Origin of the sequence: Pseudoxanthomonas sp., from assembly GCF_036845285.1 — a bacterium.
Taxonomy (GTDB): Bacteria; Pseudomonadota; Gammaproteobacteria; order Xanthomonadales; family Xanthomonadaceae; genus Pseudoxanthomonas_A.
Genome location: NZ_DAIUEE010000003.1, coordinates 38,798 through 62,627, shown reverse-complemented (window position 1 = coordinate 62,627; position 23,830 = coordinate 38,798). Strand labels below are relative to the sequence as shown.

21 protein-coding genes and 1 tRNA gene are annotated in these 23,830 nt (G+C 67.6%); 8 read left to right on the top strand and 14 right to left on the bottom strand.

All coding sequences use genetic code 11. The features are described 5' to 3' along the window. The first annotated feature begins 112 nt into the window (after positions 1 to 112). Positions 113 to 1,840 carry an asparagine synthase B gene (asnB, locus tag V7060_RS04955; protein ID WP_334178149.1) on the top strand — a complete coding sequence of 576 codons (1,728 nt, stop codon included), beginning with the start codon at positions 113 to 115 and terminating at the stop codon, positions 1,838 to 1,840. After that, positions 1,837 to 2,205 (top strand): nuclear transport factor 2 family protein, encoded by a 369-nt coding sequence (locus V7060_RS04950; protein WP_334178148.1) that lies wholly within the window; start codon positions 1,837 to 1,839, stop codon positions 2,203 to 2,205. Before asnB ends, V7060_RS04950 begins: the two co-directional genes overlap by 4 nt. On the opposite strand, the gene V7060_RS04945 is transcribed toward V7060_RS04950, so the two are convergent. Then, positions 2,193 to 4,592 (bottom strand): penicillin acylase family protein, encoded by a 2,400-nt coding sequence (locus V7060_RS04945; protein WP_334178147.1) that lies wholly within the window; start codon positions 4,590 to 4,592, stop codon positions 2,193 to 2,195. The two genes, V7060_RS04950 and V7060_RS04945, sit on opposite strands and share 13 nt — an antisense overlap. A 161-nt stretch (positions 4,593 to 4,753) precedes the next feature. Here V7060_RS04945 and bfr point away from each other — a divergent pair, with 161 nt between their 5' ends. Next, complete coding sequence (gene bfr / locus V7060_RS04940) at positions 4,754 to 5,239, top strand: bacterioferritin (protein WP_334178146.1); 486 nt, start codon at positions 4,754 to 4,756, stop codon at positions 5,237 to 5,239. On the opposite strand, the gene V7060_RS04935 is transcribed toward bfr, so the two are convergent. From V7060_RS04935 to V7060_RS04920, 4 genes are all read right to left on the bottom strand, one after another. Further along, positions 5,240 to 5,896 (bottom strand): thiopurine S-methyltransferase, encoded by a 657-nt coding sequence (locus tag V7060_RS04935; protein WP_334178145.1) that lies wholly within the window; start codon positions 5,894 to 5,896, stop codon positions 5,240 to 5,242. Between the two features lie 254 nt (positions 5,897 to 6,150). After that, a complete protein-coding gene (parC, locus tag V7060_RS04930) occupies positions 6,151 to 8,394 on the bottom strand; it encodes a DNA topoisomerase IV subunit A (protein WP_334178144.1) in 2,244 nt (747 codons plus the stop codon). A 56-nt stretch (positions 8,395 to 8,450) separates the two neighbouring features. Beyond that, positions 8,451 to 10,271, bottom strand: coding sequence for an SLC13 family permease (locus V7060_RS04925; RefSeq protein WP_334178143.1), 1,821 nt, complete (start codon positions 10,269 to 10,271; stop codon positions 8,451 to 8,453). A gap of 157 nt (positions 10,272 to 10,428) precedes the next feature. Then, positions 10,429 to 10,513: transfer RNA gene (locus tag V7060_RS04920), tRNA-Leu, on the bottom strand. A gap of 92 nt (positions 10,514 to 10,605) precedes the next feature. Between V7060_RS04920 and rnr the strand changes: the two genes are divergently transcribed. The 4 genes from rnr (at position 10,606) to V7060_RS04900 (ending at position 15,733) form a co-directional block, all read left to right on the top strand. Beyond that, complete coding sequence (gene rnr / locus V7060_RS04915) at positions 10,606 to 13,092, top strand: ribonuclease R (RefSeq protein ID WP_334178142.1); 2,487 nt, start codon at positions 10,606 to 10,608, stop codon at positions 13,090 to 13,092. 166 nt (positions 13,093 to 13,258) lie between these two features. Then, positions 13,259 to 13,732: a GFA family protein gene (locus V7060_RS04910; protein WP_334178141.1), complete on the top strand. Its 474-nt coding sequence runs from the start codon at positions 13,259 to 13,261 to the stop codon at positions 13,730 to 13,732. A gap of 51 nt (positions 13,733 to 13,783) precedes the next feature. Continuing rightward, complete coding sequence (gene rlmB / locus V7060_RS04905) at positions 13,784 to 14,527, top strand: 23S rRNA (guanosine(2251)-2'-O)-methyltransferase RlmB (RefSeq protein ID WP_334178140.1); 744 nt, start codon at positions 13,784 to 13,786, stop codon at positions 14,525 to 14,527. A 12-nt stretch (positions 14,528 to 14,539) separates the two neighbouring features. Continuing rightward, positions 14,540 to 15,733: a P1 family peptidase gene (locus V7060_RS04900; RefSeq protein WP_334178139.1), complete on the top strand. Its 1,194-nt coding sequence runs from the start codon at positions 14,540 to 14,542 to the stop codon at positions 15,731 to 15,733. A 10-nt stretch (positions 15,734 to 15,743) separates the two neighbouring features. Here V7060_RS04900 and V7060_RS04895 read toward each other — a convergent pair whose 3' ends face one another. Continuing rightward, the gene (locus tag V7060_RS04895; RefSeq protein ID WP_334178138.1) at positions 15,744 to 16,283 is read right to left on the bottom strand and encodes an XRE family transcriptional regulator; all 540 of its coding nucleotides are present in this window, start codon (positions 16,281 to 16,283) and stop codon (positions 15,744 to 15,746) included. A gap of 115 nt (positions 16,284 to 16,398) precedes the next feature. Here V7060_RS04895 and rhtA point away from each other — a divergent pair, with 115 nt between their 5' ends. Continuing rightward, a complete protein-coding gene (rhtA, locus tag V7060_RS04890; protein WP_334178137.1) occupies positions 16,399 to 17,286 on the top strand; it encodes a threonine/homoserine exporter RhtA in 888 nt (295 codons plus the stop codon). Positions 17,287 to 17,298: 12 nt separating this feature from the next. On the opposite strand, the gene rnt is transcribed toward rhtA, so the two are convergent. The 8 genes from rnt to pstC all read right to left on the bottom strand — a co-directional run bounded on the left by rnt (position 17,299) and on the right by pstC (position 23,830). Then, positions 17,299 to 17,928, bottom strand: coding sequence for a ribonuclease T (rnt, locus tag V7060_RS04885; protein ID WP_334178136.1), 630 nt, complete (start codon positions 17,926 to 17,928; stop codon positions 17,299 to 17,301). Between the two features lie 226 nt (positions 17,929 to 18,154). Then, a complete protein-coding gene (locus V7060_RS04880) occupies positions 18,155 to 18,904 on the bottom strand; it encodes a putative DNA-binding domain-containing protein (protein WP_334178135.1) in 750 nt (249 codons plus the stop codon). Continuing rightward, positions 18,897 to 19,748 (bottom strand): DUF692 domain-containing protein, encoded by an 852-nt coding sequence (locus tag V7060_RS04875; protein ID WP_334178134.1) that lies wholly within the window; start codon positions 19,746 to 19,748, stop codon positions 18,897 to 18,899. Before V7060_RS04875 ends, V7060_RS04880 begins: the two co-directional genes overlap by 8 nt. 51 nt (positions 19,749 to 19,799) lie before the next feature. Then, entirely contained in the window at positions 19,800 to 20,198 is a 399-nt protein-coding gene (locus V7060_RS04870) for a hypothetical protein (RefSeq protein ID WP_334178133.1), read from the bottom strand. Between the two features lie 149 nt (positions 20,199 to 20,347). Further along, a complete protein-coding gene (gene phoU / locus V7060_RS04865; RefSeq protein WP_334178132.1) occupies positions 20,348 to 21,058 on the bottom strand; it encodes a phosphate signaling complex protein PhoU in 711 nt (236 codons plus the stop codon). A 138-nt stretch (positions 21,059 to 21,196) separates the two neighbouring features. Next, positions 21,197 to 22,015, bottom strand: coding sequence for a phosphate ABC transporter ATP-binding protein PstB (pstB, locus tag V7060_RS04860; RefSeq protein WP_334178131.1), 819 nt, complete (start codon positions 22,013 to 22,015; stop codon positions 21,197 to 21,199). Beyond that, the gene (gene pstA, locus V7060_RS04855) at positions 22,008 to 22,859 is read right to left on the bottom strand and encodes a phosphate ABC transporter permease PstA (protein ID WP_334178130.1); all 852 of its coding nucleotides are present in this window, start codon (positions 22,857 to 22,859) and stop codon (positions 22,008 to 22,010) included. Before pstA ends, pstB begins: the two co-directional genes overlap by 8 nt. Beyond that, positions 22,859 to 23,830 (bottom strand): phosphate ABC transporter permease subunit PstC, encoded by a 972-nt coding sequence (pstC, locus tag V7060_RS04850; RefSeq protein WP_334178129.1) that lies wholly within the window; start codon positions 23,828 to 23,830, stop codon positions 22,859 to 22,861. Before pstC ends, pstA begins: the two co-directional genes overlap by 1 nt.

The window sequence follows — 23,830 nt, the reverse complement described above, 5'->3', positions numbered from 1 at the left end:
GCGGCTCTGCGACTAGGCAACGAAAGACCTGCCGGATACCAGAAACCCGCATCGCGAGATGCGGGTTTTTTCGTTCCGGGTGCCCCCATCGAATCCCACCAGGAGTTTTCCCATGTGTTCCATCTTCGGCATCTTCGGGCTGCAGCCCGGCGACGACATCCAGGCGCTGCGACGGCAGTCGCTGGAGCTGTCGCAGAAGCAACGCCACCGCGGCCCCGACTGGAGCGGCGTGTACCACGACGACGGCGCCATCCTCGTGCACGAACGCCTGGCCATCGTAGATCCGGCCGGCGGCTCGCAGCCGTTGCGTTCGGCCGACGGCGAACTGGTGCTGGCGGTCAACGGCGAGATCTACAACCACCGCGAGCTGAAGGCGGAACTGGCGCAGGACTACGCCTTCCAGACCGGCTCGGACTGCGAGGTCATCAACGCGCTGTATCGCGAGGATGAACCTGCTTCGTTCCTCAACCGCCTCAACGGCATCTTCGCGTTCGCGCTGTGGGACAAGGCAAAGGGACGTGCGCTGATCGCGCGCGATCCCATCGGTGTCTGTCCGCTGTACTGGGGCCATGATCGCGAAGGCCGCCTGTGCGTGGCCTCGGAGATGAAGGCGCTGGCGCCGATCTGCGCGGACGTGGCGCAGTTCCCGCCCGGTCACTACTACGAGTTCTCGACGGATGCTGAGGATGGCGGGCCAAGGCCCGCCCTACGGAAGTACTACGACACGGCGTGGCGCGACTACGCGGCGGTGGAGGGCGTGCAACTGGCGAAGGACGAATTGCGCGAAGCCTTCGAGCGTGCCGTGCACCGCCAGTTGATGACCGATGTGCCCTACGGTGTGCTGCTGTCGGGCGGGCTGGATTCGTCGCTGGTCGCGGCGGTCGCGGCACGCTACGCGCGTCATCGCATCGAGGACAACGACACGACGGAAGCCTGGTGGCCGCGCCTGCATTCGTTCGCCATCGGGCTGGAAGGCTCGCCCGACCTGGCGGCGGCCGAGATCGCGGCGAAAGCGCTGGGCACGGTGCACCACGGCTTCACCTACACCTTCCAGGAAGGCCTCGATGCCATTCCCGAGGTGATCCGCCACATCGAGACCTACGACGTCACCACCATCCGCGCCTCGACGCCGATGTACCTGCTGGCACGCCGCATCAAGGCAATGGGCGTGAAGATGGTGCTGTCGGGCGAAGGCAGCGACGAGATCTTTGGCGGCTACCTGTACTTCCACAAGGCGCCGAACGCGCGCGAATTCCACGAAGAACTGGTGCGCAAGCTGGATGCGCTGCACAACTACGACTGCCTGCGCGCGAACAAGTCGATGATGGCCTGGGGCGTGGAGCCGCGCGTGCCGTTCCTCGACGTGGAATTCCTCGACGTGGCGATGAAGATGGACGCGCTGCACAAGATGATCGACAAGGGCAGCGCCGGCGCACAGCGGATGGAGAAGGGCGTGCTGCGCGAGGCCTTCGACGGCTACCTGCCGGAGTCGATCCTGTGGCGGCAGAAGGAACAGTTCAGCGATGGTGTCGGCTATGGCTGGATCGACGGGTTGAAGGCGCATGCCGAGGCCCAGGTCAGCGACCGCGAACTGGCCGCGGCCGACAAGCGTTTCCCGGTCAACCCGCCGCAGACCAAGGAGGCGTACTTCTACCGCACGCTGTTCGAGCAGCACTATCCGGGGCAGGCCTGCGCCGAGACGGTGCCGGGCGGCAAGTCCATCGCCTGCTCGTCGCCGGCCGCCATCGCCTGGGACGCGAGCTTCGCGAAGATGGCCGATCCGTCGGGCCGCGCCGTGGCGGGTGTCCATGCCGCGGCACTGGACGCATCGCCGTCATGAAGCCGTCCGACGTGGTGCGCGAATGGGTCCGCCGCTTCAATGCGGCGGACATCCGGGGGTTGGCGGCGCTGTATGCGGAGGATGCGGTCAATCACCAGGTGGTGACGGAAGCACTGCATGGCCGCGAAGCGATTGCAGGGATGTTCCGTATCGAGTTCGGTCGCGCCACGATGGTGTGCAACATCGAAAACCTGTTCGAGGATGGCGAATGGGCCATCCTTGAGTGGCGCGATCCGCTGGGCCTGCGCGGCTGCGGATTCTTCCATGTGCGCGACGGCCTGATCGTGTTCCAGCGCGGCTACTTCGACCAGCTCAGCTTCTTCCGGCAGCAGGGACTGCCGGTGCCGTCGCATTACCTCGGCTGAGCGTTGGTCGGACGCAGCGTCAGCGTGTGGGTCGCGGCGCCGGGCAGGAACGGCGTCGGCCGCCCGTGCACCCAATCGTCGTGCCCGGCGCCCCAGAACGGCGACATCGGATGGCCGCTCTGGCCGCCCGGCATGTGGATGATGCCGTCGGCTTCATGGCCCGGTGAGACCACCATGCGCTCCGATGCACCGAACGCCGGACCCTGCACGCGCGGCATGGCGCCGTCACCGGCGAGCGGTTCGCCCGGCATGCACAGCTTGGGCTTGAGGAACGCGGGCAGGGCGTTGGCCAGCGGGTGGCAGATCTTCGCGGTGTTGCGCTCGCCCCAGCGACGCTCGCTCAACGGGCCGCGTTCGGCCAGATCATCGCGGACTTCCTTCGCCGCGTCTTCCAGCAACGCGTCCCAGGTCGCATAGCGGCGCGACAGCAGGTGAGCGGGGCGCTGCTCCAGCAGGGGCCACACCACGCCTTCCAACTGGGGCAGGTCGGGCATCACGAAGTCGTCGCCCAGCGCCGCCTGCGCGGGTGCGGTCAGGCCATCGGCAATGCGTGCGTGCACGGCCAGGCGCCAGGCGCGTGCCAGCCGGTAGCTCACCGAATCGACGCTGGCGACGCCTTCCCAGGTCTTGCCGGCGACGGCGAGCGCGTTGATGGACGAGTCTGTCGGCTGTCGTTTCGCTTCGTCCTGCAGCAGCCTCCACCAGCGTTCGAGGAACAGCGCGCGATCATCCAGCTGGATGGCCAGCAGGTCGTTCTCGGTGAAGCGTTCCTTTGCCTGCAGGCCGTCCCGGATCTGCTTCGCGCGTGCGCCCAGGGCGTAACCGCCATCGCCCACGCGGGCGAGCGCGGCGCCATCCAGCACCCGCGCGTTCGCGGTCCACAGGCGATGGTCGGCCGGCGCAGTAAGTACCGGCGTCAGCTGGCTGGAAATCAACCACGGTGTGCAGCCGGCGGGCGGCTGCGGCGTGACGTCGGCGGGCGCGGATTCGAGCGCGTGGCCGCAGGAACCCGCGCGCGACGGCAACGGGCCGAGGATGCGCCAGCCGATGCGGCCATTGTGGTCGGCGATGACCAGGTTCTGCGCCGGGGTCGCCGTGCGCTGGGCCACCGACAGTGCGGCGGACAGATCGCCGGCCGTGGCGAAATCCGACAGCCCGAAGTTCAACGAACCCGGCTGGTGGGCCACCCATCGCAGCGCAAGCGCGGGTTGCGTGGCGCTTGCGGCATGGAGTATGGGTCCGTAGCGCGTGTCCTGCACGTCCAGCGTGACCGCATCGGCGCCGGCGACGCGGATCGTCTCGGCATGATGCTCGACCGCATCGCAGGTATCGGGCGCCTCGCCCTTGCCGCAGGGCTTCACCGGGTACCAGTCCGCCGTATCCGCATAGCTGTTGGTGAAGCCCCACGCCACATGACCGTTGCTGCCGACGATGATCGCCGGCAGGCCGGGCAGGCTGAAGCCGGAGACGTCCACTTTGCCGCCGGGTGCGCGCGGATCCGGATAGCGCAGGCGCACGCGGAACCAGATGTTCGGTGCGCGCAGGCCCAGGTGCATGTCGTCGGCGACGATGGCGCGGCCGTCGGCCGTCAGCGCGCCGGCCACGGCCCAGTTGTTGCTGCCCGGCGTGCCCTTGTCGGCGAGGCGCCGGTGCGTACCGTTCTCCGGCATCGGCAGCGTACGCAGGTCGACCTGGTCGGCCGTCGGCAGCACGGCGTTGCCGCGCGGCTCGCCCTGCAGCGGTGCGTCCCATTCGGTGCCGTCGTGGGCCAGCAATGCATACAGCGCGGACGGGACCTGGCGGCGGATCTTCCACAGGCCCAGTTCGCGTACGTTGTCCGCATCCTGCAAGTCGAAGTACATGGCGTAGCCGGCCAGTGCGGAATCGGCGACCTCCCACGGACGCGGCGACTGCCGCAGCAGCAGGTACGGCCAGGGGCGCGCTTTCAATGCGCCCAGGCCATCGTTGACGCCGTCGGCGTAGGCCTGCAGCTGCGGCATGCGGTTGCCGGCGAATCCGTCGAGGGACGCCGCCACGCGTGCGCGCATGCGGTGCATCCGGCGCGCCTTGTCCATGTCCACCGCGATGGAGCCGAACAGTTCCGACAACTCGCCTGCGGAACTGCGTCGCATCAGGTCCATCTCGAAATAGCGTTCCTGCGCATGCACGAAGCCGAGCGCGCGGACCGCGTCGGTCTCGCTGGCGGCATCGATGGTCACCACGCCGAGCGCGTCGCGCTGGAGGGTCACGGGTGCCGAAAGACCAGGAAGCGACTGCTCGCCGTCCAGGCGGGCCAGGCTGCCCCGCATCGACCACCACGCCACCAGCAACGCCACGACGACCAGAGCCAACAGCAGCAGCGCGATGCGCCGGGTCCACTTCAGCATTGCGGAATCCTTGCGGTAAGGGGGTGGCGGGGTGGCCGGATTATTCCACGGAAGCCATGGCCGTCACTGCCGCGCCGCAGCGACGAACGAGACTGATTCCGATTCGGTCATCGCCCGGGAGGATGGGGCATCATGCGCGCCTCGCCCCAGGAGCCGCCCCCATGAAAGGCCACCCCGACGTCGTCGATTACCTCAATTTCCTGCTGCGCGGCGAGCTGGCGGCGCGCGACCAGTACTTCATCCATTCGCGTCGCTACGAGGACCAGGGATTGAAAGCGCTGTTCCACCGCCTCGACCACGAGATGCAGGAAGAGACCGAGCACGCCGACGCGCTGCTGCGACGCATCCTGTTCCTGGAAGGCGATCCCGACATGCGTCCGGAGCCGTTCGTGGCGGGCAAGACGGTGGAAGAGATGCTGCAACGCGACCTCGATGTCGAGTACGCGGTGCGGGAGCACCTGGCCAAGGGCGTGGCGCTGTGCGAACGGCACGGCGACTACGTCAGCCGCGAGATCCTGCTGACCCAGCTGAAGGACACCGAGGAAGACCACGCGCACTGGCTGGAACAGCAGTTGGGTCTGATCAAGCGCCTCGGCATCGAGTTGTACCTGACCTCCAAGCTGGACGGCGAACCCGCCGGCGGATAATCAGCCGCGACGGAGACGGTAGACGGCCGTCTCCAGCGCGCTCAGCCCTTCCTCGCGGAAGCGCGGCTCCTGGTCGAGGATGTCGCGCCGCTCCACCAGCGTATGCCGCCACGGCGCCGCGAACAGCGCCTCGACTTCCGCCTGCTCCACCGAGAATGGCGGCCCGGCCTTCTCGTCCTGCGGGTATTCCACGGTGATCAGCAGGCCCTGGCAGCCGGCGGGGAGGGCGGCGTACACCGTCTCGCGGTAGCGCAGCCGCAGCGCCGGCGGCAGGGCGATCAGCGCCGCACGGTCGTAGACGCCGGCGACGTCCGCCAGCAAGGCCGGATCCAGGCCGAAGGCATCGCCCAGGATGATCTCGACCGGACCCGCGCTGAAGTGTTCGCCATAGCGGCTGGTCGTACGCGTGGGCGCCAGGCCTGCCTCGTCGAAGAACTGCGTCACCGCCAGCGGCGACAGCTCCACGCCCAGCACGCGGTGGCCCTGCGCCGCCAGCCAGTGCATGTCCAGCGACTTGCCGCACAGCGGCACCAGCACACGCGAGCCTTCCGGCAGCTTCAGCGACGGCCAGTGCTTCTGCAGCAGCGGCATCACGTCGTGGCGATGGAAGCCGATCTGCCCTTCCTGCCAGCGCTGCAACCAGAAATCGGCATCCATCGTGTGGTCCTCGCGGTAGATACATGGAAGCGAACTTGCCGGACAGCTATAGGAGGGGCTTCAGCCCCGACCGCTTCAAATGTGGAAAGCGTCGGGGCTGAAGCCCCTCCTACAACAGCGGTGCTATCACGAACGCGCTGCAGCGTGTCCGCTTGGCGAATCACTGGACATCCAGACCATCAACCTTCTGCCGCGCCACCTGAAAAGCGGGCGGTGGCGATGATGAACGCGCCGCAGCGCGCCCGTTTGGTGAATCACTGGACATCCAGACCATCCACCTTCTGCCACCCGCGCGGCAACAACCCGCCGCGCGTCGCACGCGCACCGACATACTCGTCCAGGTCCTTGAACGAGAGGCTCATCGTGCGCTGGCCGCTCTTGACCAGCAGCGTCGCGCCCGGTGACACGGCGGCGATCGCGACCACGCGTTCGGTGCCCAGCTTGGCCTTCGGGATCTCGATGATCTTGTTGCCTTTGCCCTTGTCGAGTTCCGGCAGTTCGCTGACCGGGAACGCGAGCAGGTGGCCGGCACTGGTGACGGCGACGATGCGGTCGGTGCCGGTGTTGGGTACCGGCGCCGGCTGCAGGACGTTCGCGCCGATGGTCAGGTTGAGCATCGCCTTGCCGGCCTTCTGGCGGCCGGTGAGGTTCTCGAAACGGGTGACGAAACCGTAGCCGTGCGACGACGCCAGCACGAAGCGCGCATCGTTGTCGCCGGTGGCCAATGCCTGGAACGACGCGCCGGCCGCCGGCGAGAAGCGGCCGGTCAACGGCTCGCCATTGCCACGCGCGGACGGCAGCGTGTGCACGGCGGTCGAATAGCTGCGGCCTTCGGAATCCAGGAACGCCAGCTGCTGGTTGCTGCGCGAGCGCACCGCGCCCAGCAGGCTGTCGCCATCACGGTAGGACAGCGTGGACGCATCCACATCGTGGCCCTTCGCGGCGCGGATCCAGCCCTTCTCCGACAGCACCACCGTCATCGGCTCGCTCGCGACCAGCTCGGTTTCGTCCAGCGCCTGTGCGGCATCGCGCTGCACCAGCGGCGACAGGCGCGCGTCGCCGAACTTCTTCGCGTCGGCGGTCAGCTCGTCCTTGATCAGCTTCTTCAGCTTGGCCTTCGAGTCGAGGATGCCGGCGATCTTCTCGCGCTCGGCCTGCAGCTCGTCCTGCTCGCCGCGGATCTTCATCTCCTCCAGGCGGGCCAGCTGCTTCAGCCTGGTGTCGAGGATGTAGTCGGCCTGTTCCTCGCTCAGCTGGAAACGCGCGATCAGCGCGGCCTTCGGCTCGTCCTCGGTGCGGATGATGCGGATGACTTCATCCAGGTTGAGGAACGCGACCAGCAGGCCTTCCAGCAGGTGCAGGCGACGCTCCACCTTGTCCAGCCGGTGCTTCAGGCGGCGGGTGACGGTGTCGCTGCGGAACGCCAGCCATTCGGTCAGGAACATCTTCAGGTTCTTGACCTGCGGGCGGCCGTCCAGCCCGATGATGTTGAGGTTGACCCGGTAGCTCTTCTCCAGGTCGGTGGTGGCGAACAGATGGCCCATCAGCTGTTCGGCATCCACGCGGTTGGAGCGCGGGATCAGCACCACGCGCACCGGGTTGGCGTGGTCCGACTCGTCGCGGATGTCTTCCAGCCAGGGCAGCTTCTTGGCGCGCATCTGGGCGGCGATCTGTTCGATCACCTTGGACGGCGACACCTGGTAGGGCAGGGCATCGATGACGATGTTGGTGTTGTCCTTGCGCCAGGTGGCTCGGGCACGGACGCTGCCATGCCCGGTTTCGTACATCGAACGCAGGTCGGAGGCTGCGGTGATGATCTCGGCCGTGGTCGGATAGTCCGGGCCACGCACGTGCTCGCACAGGTCGGCGACCGTTGCGTCGGGATCATCGATCAGGCGGACGCAGGCGCTGACGATCTCGTTGAGGTTGTGCGGTGGCACGTCGGTCGCCATGCCGACCGCGATGCCGGTGGTGCCGTTGAGCAGCAGGTGCGGCAGGCGCGCCGGCAGCCACGTGGGTTCTTCCAGCGTGCCGTCGAAGTTCGGCGTCCAGTCCACCGTGCCCTGGCCCAGTTCGCCCAGCAATACTTCGGCGATGGGGGTGAGCTTGGATTCGGTGTAACGCATCGCGGCGAACGACTTCGGGTCGTCCGGCGAGCCGAAGTTGCCCTGGCCTTCGATCAGCGGATAGCGGTACGAGAACGGCTGCGCCATCAGCACCAGCGCCTCGTAGCACGCGCTGTCGCCGTGCGGGTGGTACTTGCCGATGACGTCGCCGACGGTGCGCGCGGACTTCTTCGGCTTGGCGCCCGCATTGAGGCCAAGCTCGCTCATCGAATAGACGATGCGCCGCTGCACCGGCTTCAGCCCGTCGCCGATGAAGGGCAGGGCGCGGTCCAGCACCACGTACATCGAGTAGTCGAGGTAGGCGCGCTCGGCGTACTCGCGCAGCGGGATCTGTTCGAAGCCGTGGAAGGTGGGGCGGATCGTTTCGGTCATTGCGGGCGTGCGGTCTGCGGGGCGGAAAACCCGGCCATTCTACCCGCCGCCCCGTCTCAGCCGCCGATACGGGGCAGCAGCGGGCCGTCCAGCCACAGCCAGCGGGCCAGCCAGGCGGTGGTGAAGGCGATGGCCAGTGTGAGGGGCACGCCGACGCGCAGGAAATCGCCGAAGGTGTACCGCCCCGGATTGAGGATCAGCAGGTTGCCGTGGTGGCCGATCGGGGTGAGGAACGACGCCACCGCGCCCATCGCGGTGCAGACCACGAACGGCACCGGGTTCAACCCCAGTCCGGCGGCCAGGGCCAGCGCGATCGGCGCCAGCAGCACGGTGGTGGCGGCATCGGACAGGATCTGCGTCAGCAGCGCGGCGGTACCGAACATCACCAGCAGCAGCACCAGCGGCGACCAATGCGCGGTGTGGTTGAGCAGCAGGTCGGCGACCAGCGCGGCGGTACCGGTCTTCTCCATCGCGATGCCGAGCGGGATGACGCCACCGATCATCACGAAGATGCGCACGTCGATTTCCTGGTACGCGCGTTCGATGTCCACGCAGCGGGTCAGCACCATGGCGACCGCACCGGCCAGGAAGGCGATGTGCGGGGCCAGAGTCTCGGTGGCGGCGGCCGCCACTGCCGCGACCATGATCGCCAGCGCCACCGGTGCGCGCCGGCGCGGCTTCTCCTGGCCACCGAACGGCATCAGCATCAGGAAGCCGTGGTGCGTCGCCAGCGGTTCGAGCCGCTGTTGCTGGCCCCACAGCACCAGCAGGTCGCCTTCCTGCAGCACCATGTCCGACAGTTCGCCGTGCAGCCAGCCTTCGCGCCGCCACAGGCCCACCACTACCACGCCGAGGTTCCGCAGGAAATCGATGTCGGCGACGCTGCGCCCGACGAATTCCGAATGCGGCGCCACCACCGCCTGCACCAGTTGTTCCTCGCCGAGCGCTTCGGACTTGGGTTGCTCGCCCGGCTTCTCGCCGTACTTCGCCACCGCATGCAGGGCCAGGCCGGGTTCGTCGCGGATCGAGGCGATCTCGTCCGGCGACGCGCGCACCAGCAGTACGTCGCCGGCGGCCAGCAGGCTGTCGCTGCGCTGGTTGCGGCGGCGCATGCCATGGCGCAGCCAGTCCACCACCTGCAGGCGGCCGTCGAACGCCTCGGCGAACGCGCCCCGCGTCTTGCCGACCCAGGGCGACTCGGCTTCGACCAGCAGTTCGGTGTAGTAGCGGTCCAGTTTGAGGTAGTCGCCCTGCGGCGACTCGCCCTCGCGCTTGGGCACCAGCCAGCGGCCCAGCAGCATGTACACCGTGCCCAGCAGCACCAGCGCGATACCGATCGGCGTGATGGCGAAGATGTCGAGGGCGGGCAGGCCGGCGCGTTTGATCAGGTCGTTCGACAGCAGGAACGCGGGCGCACTGAACAGTGTCAGCGTCGTGCCCAGCGAGGCCGCCAGCGACATCGGCATCAGCAGGCGCGATGCGGCCAGTTTCTGCTCGCGCGCGATGCGCATCAGGATCGGCAGCATCATCGCGGTGACCATCACGTGGTGCGAGAACGCCGCCAGTGCCGCGGTCGCCGGCATCACCACGGCGATCGTCCGCCATTCGCTGCCGCCGGCCGCGCGGCCGATGCCCGCGCCGATGCGCTCGGTGATGCCGGTGGCCGACAGGCCGGCGGAGAGCACGAAGACCGCGGCGACGATGATCGCCGGCTCGCTGGCGAAACCGGACATCGCTTCCTTCGGCCCGAGGATGTCGGTCAGCGTCAGTGCGAGCAGCGCCAGCAGGGCCACCAGGTCGACGCGCAGTTTTTCGCTGATGAACAGAGCCAGGGTGATCGCCAGGATGGCGAGGAACAGGATCTGCTGGAACTCCATGCGCGCCCCCCGGGTGATGCGTCGTCGTGCGTGTATCGCCAGCCTAATCCGGGCCGGCGTGAGGGTGCGTGAGGCGCGACGACGCAGGCCTTTCTTCTCCTGCCTGGCCGACGCCAAAAACGAAAAACCCCCGCTTGCGCGAGGGTTTCGTTTTGCGTGGTGCCCAGGAGAGGACTCGAACCTCCACGGTTTTACCCGCTAGTACCTGAAACTAGTGCGTCTACCAATTCCGCCACCTGGGCAGGTAAGCGAGGCGCGCATTTTGTGGGGGTGACGGAGGAATGTCAACGGTTCCTTCGCATGGCGGTGTTCAGGCGAGGTGTACCATTCCGCCATGACCAAGAAAACACAGCACGGCGGCGGCAAGACCCCCGCCGGGAAGGGAAGCAAGCAGGGCGGTGCCTCCGCCTCCCGTACGACCGGCAAGCCGGCGGCATCGGGCAAGCCCGCCAAGAAAAGCCTGCCGCCCTGGATGCCCGACATGCCGGCGCGCGGGCCTTCGCGTCCACCGGCGGGCGGTCCGCCACCGCGCCGTTCCGGCCCGGCATCCCGTTCCGGCGCACGCTTCGTGGATCCGCACGCGCAGCGGGAAGCGCGGCGTTACGAACAACCCATCGCCAGCCGCGAAGCCATCCTCGGCTTCCTCGAAGCGGCCGAGGGTCCGCAGACCGCGGAGGAAATCGCCGGGCCATTGGGCCTCGACGCACCCGACCAGTTCGATGCGCTGTCCAAGCGCCTGGGCGCGATGGTCCGCGACGGACAACTGGTGCAGAACCGCCGCGGCGGTTTCGCGCCGGTCCAGCAGACCGACCTGATCGCCGGCACGGTGATCGCCAATCCCGATGGCTTCGGCTTCCTGCGGCCGGATACTGGCGGCGGCGACGACCTGTTCCTGCCGCCGTATGAAATGCGCAAGGTCATGCACGGCGACCGCGCGCTGGCCAACGTCACCGGCATCGACCGCCGGGGCCGCCGCGAGGGCAGCATCGCGCGCGTGCTGGAGCGTGGCGTCACCCGCCTGATCGGCCGTTTCGGTTTCGAAGTCGGCATCGCCTACGTGGCGCCCGATGACAAGCGCATCCAGCGCAACGTGCAGATCCCGCAGGACGCTACCGGCGGCGCGCGCGACGGCCAGCTGGTCGTCGTCGAGCTGACCCAGGCGCCCGACGCACGTCGTCCGCCCATCGGCAAGGTCATCGCCGTGCTGGGCGACAGCCTGACGCCGTCGCTGGTGGTCGAGGCCGCCATCCACGGCCACAACCTGCCGCATGAATTTCCGCAGGAAGTATTGGACGAAGCCACCGCGGTGCCGCTGGTGGTGGAGCCGTCGATGATCGGCGACCGCGTCGACCTGCGGTCGATGCCGCTGGTGACCATCGACGGTGCCGATGCCAAGGACTTCGACGATGCGGTGTATTGCGAGAGCAACCGCCAGGGATTGCGGATGAAGAACCGCAGCGGCTACCGCCTGGTGGTGGCCATTGCCGACGTCTCCCATTACGTGCGCCCTGGCACCCCGCTGGACGATGAAGCGCAGAAGCGCGCGACCTCGGTGTATTTCCCCGGCTACGTCGTGCCGATGCTGCCGGAGACGTTGTCGAATGGCATCTGCTCGCTGAATCCGAACGTCGACCGCATGTGCTTCGTCTGCGACATGCAGGTCAACGGCGAGGGCGAGGTCGTCCAGTCGAAGTTCTACGAGGCGGTGATGCGTTCGCACGCGCGCCTGACCTACGACCAGGTGTGGAAGGCGGTCGGCGAGAACGACGCCGACGCGCGCCAGTCGATCGGCGCGCTGTTGCCGCACGTCGAACGGCTGCATGAACTGTACGGCCTGCTGTCCAAGGCACGCGAGCAGCGCGGCGCGATCGAATTCGAGACGTCCGAAGTCCGTTTCGAGCTGGACAACCGCGGCGAGGTCGCCCAGGCGGGCATGCTGCAGCGTAACGACGCGCACAAGCTGATCGAGGAGTGCATGATCGCGGCCAACGTGCAGGCGGCCCGTTACCTGCTGGGCGCGCACATTCCTGCGCCGTACCGCGTGCACGACCGTCCACCGGAAACCAAGTACGCCGACCTGCTCGAATTCCTCAAGGAGTTCAAGCTGAGTCTGCCGCCGTGGGGCAAGGTCCAGCCTCGCGACTTCACCCAGCTGCTGAAGAAGATCCGCGAGCGTCCCGATGTGGCGCTGCTGGAATCGGTGGTGCTGCGCAGCCAGAGTCTGGCGGTGTATACGCCGGACAACGCGGGCCACTTCGGACTGGCCCTGGACGCCTACGCGCACTTCACCTCGCCGATCCGCCGCTACCCGGACCTGCTGGTGCACCGGGCCATCAAGTACGCACTCACCAAGGGCCGTCCGGACAAGTTCCTGTACTCGGCCCACGAGATGGCGGCGCTGTCGCTGCAGTGTTCCGAGCGTGCCCGCCGCGCCGATGAAGCCGAGCGCGAAGTGGACGAACGCTTCCGCGCGGCGTGGATGGAAAAGCACGTCGGCGGCCAGTTCGATGGCGTCATCAGCGGCGTCACCAGCTTCGGCCTGTTCGTCGAACTGGACCAGTCCAAGGTCAACGGCCTGGTCCACGTGACCCAGCTGCCGCAGGACTACTACCACTTCGACCCGGTCCGCAAGACGCTGTCCGGCGAGCGCCGTGGCCTGTCGTACCGCCTGGGTGACCGCGTGCGCATCATCGTGCTGAAGGCCAGCCTGGAGGAGCGCAAGATCGATTTCCGCCTGGTCGAGGACAAGACGAAGGACGGTGGATTGCCGCCGCCTGCGCCACGCGGCCAGCCGGCGAAGCGCACGAAGAAGAAGTATTGATTCAGGGCCGTCATCCCGGCGAAAGCCGGGACCCAGTGTCTTTGGCTTCCATCGCAGTGTCCGAGCACAGGCGTCATCGCGATGAAAACGAAAGTCGCTGGGTCCCGGCCTTCACCGGGATGACGGCGTTGGTTTACTTGTTTTCCCTTGCCTGATGGGAGCGAGCATGTCTTCCGAAATCCACACCGGCGGTTGCCAATGCGGCGCGATCCGCTTCCGCATCACCGGTGCGTTGAAGGACGCGTCGATCTGCCATTGCCGGATGTGCCAGAAGGCCTTCGGTGCGTACTACGCGCCGTTGGTCTCCACGCGCGGCGCATCGCTCGAATGGACGCGCGGGGAGCCGAAGCGCTTCCGGTCGTCGAACGTCGTGCAGCGTGGCTTCTGCGCCGACTGCGGCACGCCGCTGACCTACGAGGCGCCGGACGGTGTGGCGCTGGCCGCGGGCGCCTTCGACGATCCGGCCGGGCTGGCGCCGTGGGTGCAGTACGGCGTCGAAGGCAAGCTGCCGTATGTGGACGGCCTGCCGTCGCTGCCGCAGCGGCGCACCGAAGAAGACGAGGCGGCCGCCGCGTTCCTGGCCGGGGTGGTGTCCTTCCAGCATCCGGACCATGACACGACCGCGTGGCCGCCGCGCTGACCTGCCGACCGGTGCGATAATGCCGGCCTTTCCAACGCGGCCGTACAGCGCATGAGCAAGCAGAACCAGTGGATCGTCGGTGTCAATGCGGTGGCGTCGGCCGTCGAGAACGATGCCGACAACGTGCGCGAGATACTGGTCGAGGGCGGCAGCAAGAACGCGCGCCTGACCGAGATCGAAGAGAACGCGCGCCGCAAGGGCATCGAGGTGCGCCGCGTCACCGGGCAGGCGCTGGACGGCGTGGCCGGCTCGCTGCGCCACCAGGGCGTGGCCGCGCGCTACGCCGCCGCGCCGACCTGGGACGAGAACGAACTGCAGGGTCTGGTGGAAGCGGCCGAAGGCAAGGCGCTGCTGCTGGTGCTGGACGGCGTGCAGGATCCGCACAACCTGGGTGCCTGCCTGCGCAGTGCGGCCGCCGCCGGCGCCACCGCCGTGATCATTCCCAAGGACAAGTCGGTGGGCGTCAACGCCACCGTGCGCAAGACCTCGGCCGGCGCTGCCGACCGCATTCCGGTCGTGCAGGTGACCAACCTGTCGCGCTGCCTGCGCGACCTGCAGCAACTCGGCGTGTGGATCTACGGCCTGGCGGGCGAAGCGGATGCCTCGCTGTATTCCATCGACCTGCGCGGCAACGTGGCGCTGGCACTGGGCGGCGAAGCCGACGGCCTGCGCCGGCTGACACGCGAACACTGCGACGGACTGGTGAAGATCCCCATGCCCGGCGACATCGAAAGCCTCAACGTCTCGGTCGCGGCCGGCGTCACGCTGTTCGAAGCCGTCCGCCAGCGCCAGTAGGAGAAGCACACCATGAGCAGGGAATGCCGCATGATCTTCCGCCACCTGGCCGCGCTGTCGCTGGTGGCGTGTTCGTTTTCCGCCAGCGCGAAGGACGAAGCGCGCGTCCGTGCGCGCGACCTCGGCGTCGCTCCCGGCATCTTCGCGACCGGTACGCACAACGCCATCACCGATGTCGCAGGCGTGCGCGTCGGGCAGGTGACGCTGAAGGAAGGCGACACCGTGCGCACCGGCATCACCGCGATCCTGCCGCACGCGGGCAATGTCTACCGTTCGCGCGTGCCGGCGGCGGTGCACGTCGGCAACGGCTTCGGCAAGTTCGTCGGCAGCACGCAGGTCAACGAACTGGGCGAACTGGAAACGCCGATCCTGCTGACCTGCACGCTGTGCGTGTGGAAGGCCGCCGATGCGATGGCGGAGTGGATGCTGGCCAAGCCCGACATGCAGCAGGTGCGTTCGCTCAACGTGGTGGTCGGCGAAACCAACGATGGCGGGCTCAACGACATCCGCGCGCGCCCGGTCACCGCCGACGCCGTGCGCCGTGCGCTGGAGACCGCATCCGGCGGCGCCGTGCAGGAAGGCAGCGTCGGCGCCGGCACCGGCACGGTGGCGTTCGGCTGGAAGGGCGGTATCGGGACCTCGTCGCGGAAACTGCCCGCCTCGCTGGGCGGCTGGACCGTCGGCGTGCTGGTGCAGAGCAATTTCGGCGGCGTGCTGCAGGTTTCCGGAGCGCCGGTCGGGCGCGAACTGGACCGCTTCGCCTTCCAGAAGGCCGTCGCCATGCAGGCCGACGGCCGCCGTGGCCTGGCCGACGATCGCGGCGACGGCTCGATCATCATCGTCATCGCCACCGATGCGCCGTTGGGTGATCGCAACCTGCGTCGTGTCGCCTCGCGCGCGATGATGGGCCTGGGCCGCACCGGCAGTTCGGCGTCGAACGGCAGCGGCGACTACATCCTCGCGTTCTCCACCGCGGAATCGGTCCGGCGTGCCTTCGATGCGCCCCGCCTGGAGACGTCGGAACTGGCCAACGAACAGATGAGCGGCGTGTTCCAGGCGAGCGTGGAAGCGGTCGAAGAAGCGATCTACAACTCGCTGTTCATGGCGACCACGGTCAGTGGCAACGGCGAGACGGTCGAGGCCATTCCGCTGGATCGCGTGCGCGACATCCTGCAGCGGCACGGCATCGCTCCGCCGAAGAAGTGACGCCCAAGCATCAGTGCACGACGTTGCGGATGAAGCGCAGCGGCGTGTCGCCATCGTTGCGGTAGGCGTAGTCGCGATCGCTGGGGAACACGAAGAAGTCGCCGGCCGCGACGACGTGTTCGCGATCCGGCAGTTCGATCACCAGATGGCCGGCGATGACGAAGAACATCTCGTGCCAGCCGGCCGGGTCGGCCGCCGACGTGTAGCGGTCGCCGGGCATCAGCGTCCACGCCCATAGTTCGACATCGTGTGAGGCGGGTGCGGTGGCCAGCAGGACGCCCTGCGATCCCGGCGTGCGGCCGCTCCAGGCCAGTGCGTCGATGCGGTCCAGGCCGGGCGCGCCGGGCGGCTTCACCAGGTCCGCGAACGTCACCTTCAGCGCCTCGGCGATGCGGTCCAAGGTGTTGAGGCTGACATTGGCGTCGCCGGATTCGATGCCGACGAGCATGCGCCGGCTGACATCCGCCGCCTCGGCCAACGCCTGCTGGCTGAGGCCTGCACCTGTCCGCAGGCGACGGACATTCTCTGCTACGTGTTCCAGCACACTCATGGGCAGGGGTTGCGCACTATATTGCGCATCCGGTAAGCTTCGGTATGCGCAATATAGTGCGCAATTCATCCTTCCTTCAAGCGTGGCGCGCCAGGCGCACGCAGGTACCGCGGTCATGTCGTCCCCCAACTCCCACGCGTCCCTCCACTGGCAGCCGATCGCGCTGCTGCACGTCGCCATGCTGTCCATCCAGGCCGGCGCGTCGATGGCGAAGAGCCTGTTTCCGGCCGTGGGCGCGACCGGGGCCACCGCGCTTCGGCTTGCGCTGGCCACGCTGATCCTGGTGGCGGTGTTCCGGCCGTGGCGCGCGCGCGTCACCCGTGATCAGTGGCCGTTGCTGCTGTTCTACGGCGCCGCGCTGGGCCTGATGAACCTGCTGTTCTACAAGGCGCTGGAGACCGTGCCGCTGGGCATCGCCGTCGCACTCGAATTCACCGGCCCGCTGGCGGTGGCGCTGCTGGGCTCGCGCCACCTGCGCGACGTGGCGTGGGTGGTGCTGGCGGTGATCGGTCTGGTGCTGCTGGTGCCGGAGCAGGGCGCGCAGGCACTGGATCCCGTCGGCGCCGCATATGCGCTGGGCGCTGGCGCGTGCTGGGCGATGTACATCGTGTTCGGCCAGAAGGCGGGCAATGCGCACGGGCCGCAGACGGTCGCCATCGGCAGCTGCATCGCCGCCGCGGTCGCGGTGCCCGTCGGCGTCGCGCATGCCGGCACCGCGCTGCTGGCGCCCGCACTGCTGCCTGTTGCGTTGGCGGTGGCGCTGCTGTCCACCGCGATACCCTACAGCCTGGAAATGGTGGCGCTGACGAAGATGCCGACCCGCACCTTCGGCATGCTGATGAGCCTGGAACCGGCGATCGCCGCACTGTGCGGCCTGCTGTTCCTGCACGAGCGCCTGTCGCAGCCGCAGTGGCTGGCGATCGCCGCGATCATCGTCGCGTCCGCCGGTGCCGCGATGACCTCGCGCATGCCGGCGCAACCAACCGGATGCGCCGAGGGTTAGCGCGCCTGTGGTTCAGCCCAGCGGCCTGGGCCATGCGTTGACGATCTTGCAGAACAGGCGCGCGGTCTGTTCGGCGTCGTACACGGCCGAGTGCGCGTCGTCGGCATTCCAGTCGAAACCGGCCGCCTGCACCGCACGCGCGAGCACGGTCTGGCCGTAGGCCACGCCGGCCAGGCTCACCGTGTCGAACACGCTGAAGGGATGGAACGGGTTGCGCTTGTGCGCCACGCGCGCGACCGCGGCGTTGAGGAAGTTGAGGTCGAAATGCGCGTTATGACCGACCAGGATCGCGCGCTGGCAGCCGTGCTTCTTCACCGCCGCGCGTACCGGCGCGAACACATGGTCCAGCGCCTCCTTCTCGTGCTTGGCGAAGCGGAACGGATGGCCCAGGTCGATGCCGGTGACTTCCAGCGATTTCGGGTCGATCTCGGTGCCGGGCGCCGGATGCAGGTGCACGCTGGCGGTCTCGCCGCAGACGAGCAGGCCATTCTCGTCCAGGTCCAGCGGCACCGCCGCCAGTTCCAGCAGCGCATGCCGGTTCCAGTCGAAGCCGCCCGTCTCCACGTCCACCACCACGGGCAGGTAACCACGGAAGCGGTGGGCCATGGGGGTGATGCGGGCGGATTCGGCGGTGTTTTCCATGGGGGAAAGGGTAGCAGAGGGCAGGGACGCTTCCTTGGCTGGAAGCACAACCGCGACCATGAATCCCTGTAGGAGCGACGTAAGTCGCGACTGCGAACCCGACGTCTCGAGACGGGCTGGAGGATCCGTGTCGGGGGCAGAAGCCGATAGCAACTGCCAGCGCTCGTTCGCAACGCGCTAGGTCGCTCATGCCTTCCGGTCGCGACTCACGTCGCTCCTACAGAGATCACGGTCCCGGGCGCGTCCCTAGCACCGTGCCTTCTTCGCGCATGCGCACGAGCATGGCGGCACCTAGCTCGACGAATGCGGGCACATCGTCCACGCTGGCTTCGATGGCTAACTGGCGCAGCACGTCGGCTCCCTGACGGCCGCCTTCGCCCAGCAGCTCTACCAGGCGATACACCAGTGGCGAGATGGCCGCGAAGCGCACCTGGTGGCCGGCATCGCGCCGGACCAGCAGCAGGGTGGGTTCCGCCGGCGGCGTGTCCGGCCGGAAATCCGGACCGATGCGATGTACCGGCCACTGGTAAGCGAGCGCCCAGGCGAAGGGCGATACGACGGGTTCGCCGGTCAGCAGGTCGCCGTCCGGCACATGCATGGGTGTCTCGTCCTCGGCGATCTGCAGCGCCAGTTCCACCCATTCGTAATGCGCGAGTTCGCGTAGCCAGGGCGGCAGCGCGTCGTCGTCGCGCGACTCGAGATAGCGGATGAATTCGCGCGCGATTTCCGGGAACAAGGGCGTCTGGCTGCGGTGCTCCGCATAGAACCGGCGCACGAGTGCGCGCCATGCATCGTCGCCCAGCGTCTTGCGGATCACCGGGAAGTTGCCGGCCAGCAGGCCTTCGATGTTGTTGAAGAACAGGTCGCGGTAGATCGCCAGTCGCCGATCTTCGATGTCGGGCGGCGGCGGATGCAACGACGGATCGCGCAGATGGCGCGACAGTGCGAACTGCTGGTCGTGCAGCGCGTCAGCCATGGGTGGCCTGCGTTCGCCCGATGGCCTGCGCGGCCTGCAGATCGCGGATCCGCTGCACTTCCGCGGCGAGTTCGGACAGCGGCGGGAAATTGAAGTCGCGCTCCAGCAGCGTGGGCCGCACGCCGTGCGCGGCGTAGGCCGCGGCGAGCAGCGACCACACGTCGTCCTTCACCGGTGCGCCGTGCGTATCGACCTTCAGGTCGTCGGCTTCATCGTAATGGCCGGCGATGTGGTACGACGCGATCCGTGCCGATGGCATGCGTGCCAGGAAGGCGCGGGCATCGTACCCGTGGTTGATGGCATTGACGTAGACATTGTTGACGTCGAGCAGCAGGTCGCAGTCCGCCTCGTCGAGCACGGCGCTGACGAAATCGACTTCCGCCATCGCCTGGTAGGGCGCGGCGTAGTAGGAGACGTTCTCCACCGCGATGCGGCGGCCCAGTGCGTCCTGCACCTGGCGGATGCGCGCGGCGACGTGGTGGATGGCTTCCTCGGTGAACGGGATCGGCATCAGGTCGTACAGATGGCCATCGTCGGCGCAGTAACTCAGGTGTTCGCTGTACAGCGTGACGCGATGCCGATCGAGGAAGCGGCGCGTGCGTGCGAGGAAGGTGTCGTCCAGTGGCGCCATGCCGCCCAGCGACAGCGACAGGCCGTGGCAGGTGATCGGATGACGCGACGACAGCGTCTGCAGGGCCTCGCCGTAGCGACCGCCCACGCCGATCCAGTTGTCCGGGGCGCACTCAAGGAAGTCGAACGTGCCGGCGGGCGCGTCGAGCAGTTCGTCCAGCAGGGCGCGGCGCAGGCCGAGGCCGACGGTGTTGAGGGACAAGGTGGTACTCATGCGCAAGCTGAAGCAGGTCCCGACGCGATGCCGGGACCTGCTTCGATCGGCTTACTTGGTTTCGCCGGTCTTCTTGTCGGCGCCGCACTTGCCCTCGCCGCACTTGCCTTCACCGCACTTGCCCTCGGCGCCCTTGGCGCCGGCGTGGGCCTTGTGCTCGGCGGCGTCGATGAAGCCGTCCTTGTTGGTGTCGATCTCGGCGAACTTGTCGGCCTTGTCGGGATGGGCGGCGGTGAACTCGGCCAGCGAGACCTTGCCGTCCTTGTCGGTGTCGACCTTGGCCATGCCGCACTTGCCTTCGCCGCATTTTCCTTCGCCCGCCTTGGCGGCTTCGCCGGCCGCCAGCAGGTAGCCCTGCGCCAGCGGCTCCATGGCGAAGGCGGAACCGGTCAGGGCGAGGCCGCCGACCAGGGCGATGGCAACGGCGGCGGGCTTGTTCGTCTTGGACATCGTCGTGCTCTCCAGAGGAGTGCGGCAGGGCCGCACGGGAAGTGGCGGCAGTGTAGCCGCCGGACGTTAGCGGTTCGTATGCACCGCGCCGGAAACGGAAACGCCCCGCGCGGGCGGGGCGTTCCGGGTGCTGCGGTGCCGCAGGCGGCTCAGACCGCGCCGGTGGTGCTGGTCTCGTCGCGCTTGTCGCGCGGCGGCAGCGGCTGGTCGCCATGCACCAGGAACCACACGTTCTCCGCGATGTTGGTGGCGTGGTCGCCGATGCGCTCCAGGTTCTTCGCCATGAACAGCAGGTGCGTGCAGGGCGTGATGTTGCGCGGGTCTTCCATCATGTACGTCAGCAGCTCGCGGAACAGCGCGGTGTAGTGCGCGTCCAGTTCGGCATCCCGCTCGCGCACCTGCACGGCCTGTTCGGCGTCGCCGTTCTGGTAGGCGACCAGCACGTCGCGTACCTGCCGCGCCGCCAGCTTGCCGAGCGCGCGCAGGCCGGTGATGTGCGGCATCGGCGGCGACACGTTGAGGGCGATGGACCGCTTGGCCACGTTGGCGGCGTAGTCGCCGATGCGCTCGATGTCGGCCGGGATGCGCAGGCCGGCGAGGATCTCGCGCAGGTCGCGCGCCATCGGGCCGCGCAGCGCCAGGTGCATCACGTCGTGGCTGACCTGGTGCTCGATGGCATCGATCGCTTCGTCGTTGGCGATGATGCGCTGGGCCGCCTTGTCGTCGCGGCGTTCGACCACGTCCAGCGCGGCCTCCAGCTGGGCGACGGCGGTTTCGCCCATGCGCACGATCTCGGCCACGATGCGGCGCTGTTCTTCGTCGTAGCTCTTCACGATATGGTCGTTGGGTTGGGTGTTCATGGGGAGACCGTGATGGGTGATGGGTGATGGGTGATGGGTGGAGCCGTGATTGGTGATCCGTGATCCGGGATTGGCGCAAGCCGCCGCTGGGGTTGTCGCTCTTGCGAATCACCAATCACACATTGCGAATCACGGCGGTCAGCCAAACCTGCCCGTGATGTAGTCCTCGGTCTGCTGCTTGCCGGGGTTGGAGAAGATCGTCGACGTGGCGTCGTGCTCCACCAGCTCGCCCAGGTACATGAAGGCGGTGTAGTCGGAGACGCGTGCCGCCTGCTGCATGTTGTGGGTGACGATGGCGATGGTGTACTGGTGCTTCAGCTCTTCGATCAGCTGTTCGATCTTGCTGGTCGAGATGGGGTCCAGTGCCGAGGTCGGCTCGTCCAGCAGGATCACGTCGGGGCGCAGTGCGACCGCGCGCGCGATGCACAGGCGCTGCTGCTGGCCACCGGACAGGCCCAGTGCGCTCTGCTTCAGCTTGTCCTTCGCCTCGTCCCACAGCGCGGCCTGGCGCAGCGCCTGTTCGACGCGCACATCGAGGTCGGCCTTGTTCATCCGTTCGTGGTGGCGAATGCCGTAGGCGACGTTCTCGAAGATCGTCATCGGGAACGGCACCGGCTTCTGGAACACCATCCCCACCTTGCTGCGCAGGCGGTTCATCGGGTACCTGGCGTCGAGGATGTTCTCGCCGTCCAGCAGCACGTCGCCGGTGGCGCGCAGCTTCGGATACAGCGAGTAGATGCGGTTGAAGATGCGCAGCAGGGTGGACTTGCCGCAACCGGAGGGACCGATCAGCGCGGTGACGCGCTTTTCCGGGATTTCCAGGTCGATGTTCTTCAGCGCATGGAAATCGCCGTAGTAGAAGTCCAGGCCCTTGGCCGCCAGCTTCACGCTGGCCGGCGCGGCGAGGTCGTCGTGGCGCTGCGGCGTCACCACGGCAATGCGGGCGGCGTCATTCATGGGTCACCTTGTTTCGAAGAAGGATGGTTCGCGCAATCAGGCTGAGCACCAGCACCATGCCGGTGACGAGGAAGGCACCGGCCCAGGCCAGCGAGTTCCACGAGTCGTAGGGGCTCATCGCGTACTGGAAGATCACCATCGGCAGGTTGGCCATGGACTGGTTGAGATCGGTGCTCCAGAACTGGTTGTTGAACGCGGTGAACAGCAGTGGCGCGGTTTCGCCGCTGATGCGCGCCAGCGCCAGCAGGATGCCGGTGACGATGCCCGGCAGCGCCGAGCGCATCAGCACCTGGGTGATGACCTTCCACTGCGGCACGCCCAGCGACAGCGCGGCCTCGCGCATCTGCTGCGGCACCAGCCGCAGCATCTCGTCGGTGGTGCGCACGATCACCGGCAGGGCGATGAACGCCAGCGCCACCGCGCCGGCCCACGCCGAGTAGTGGCCCATCTGCGCCACCATCACGGTGTAGATGAAGAGGCCAAGCACGATGGACGGGGCCGACAGCAGGATGTCGTTGACGAAGCGGACGGTTTCGCCCAGCCAGTGCTTGTTGGCGTACTCGGCCAGGTAGGTGCCGGCGGCGATGCCGATCGGCGTACCCAGCAGGATCGCGAGCAGGCTGATCACCACGCTGCCGAACAGCGCGTTAGCCAGGCCGCCCGGCTCGTTCGGAGGCGGTGTCATCTGGGTGAACAGGTCCAGGTTGAGGCTGCCCATGCCCTTGGTGATCGTGGTCCAGAGGATCCAGACCAGCCACATCAGGCCGAACAGCGCGGCGACGATGGACAGCGACAGCGCGACGGCATTCTTGACCTTGCGCCAGGTATAGAGCGGAGCGGACATCAGTTGCCCTCCCGCTTGGCGAGCTGGCGCAGCATCAGGCGGGCGATCGCCAGCACGATGAAGGTCAGCACGAACAGGGTGAAGCCGAGCAGCAGCAGCGAGCCCTTGTGCAGCGGGTCGGTGGCTTCGGCGAATTCGTTGGCGATGGTCGCCGCGATCGAGGTGCCCGGTTCCAGCAGCGCCAGGCTGATCGCGTAGGCGTTGCCGATGACGAAGGTCACCGCCATCGTTTCACCCAGTGCGCGACCGAGGCCGAGGAACACGCCGCCGATCACCGCGGAGCGGGTATACGGCAGCACGATGTCCCAGACCACTTCCCACTTGGTCGAGCCGAGTGCATAGGCGGACTCCTTCAGGCGGCCCGGCACGGTCAGGAAGACCTCGCGCATCACCGACGAGATGAAGGGGATCACCATGATGGCCAGCACCAGGCCGGCGGTCATCATGCCGATGCCCAGCGGCGGGCCCGACAGCAGCACGCCAACCAGCGGCAACTGGCCGAGGGTGTCGTTGATCCACGGATAGACGTGTTCGCTCAGCTGCGGCGCCAGCACGAACAGGCCCCACATGCCGTAGATGATCGAGGGGATGCCGGCCAGCAGCTCGATGGCCATGCCGACCGGGCCGCGCATCCAGGCCGGCGCGACTTCGGTCAGGAACACGGCGATGCCGAAGCTCACCGGCACCGCGATCAGCATGGCGATGCCGGCGCTGACCAAGGTGCCGAAGATCGGCACCAGGGCACCGAATTCGCGCGTGCCGACGTTCCACTCGGTGCTGGTGAAGAAGCCCAGCCCGAAGGTCTGCAGGGCTTCGCGGCCGCCCCACAGCATCGACACGGCGGCGGCGATCAGGGAGAACAGGACGAACAGGCCGGCGCCGGTCAGCGTCAGCCGGAACAGCGTGTCGGCGCGCGCGTCTTTCGCGGTGCGCACGTCCGTCAATGAAGCGGGGAGGGCGGTGGCGTTCAT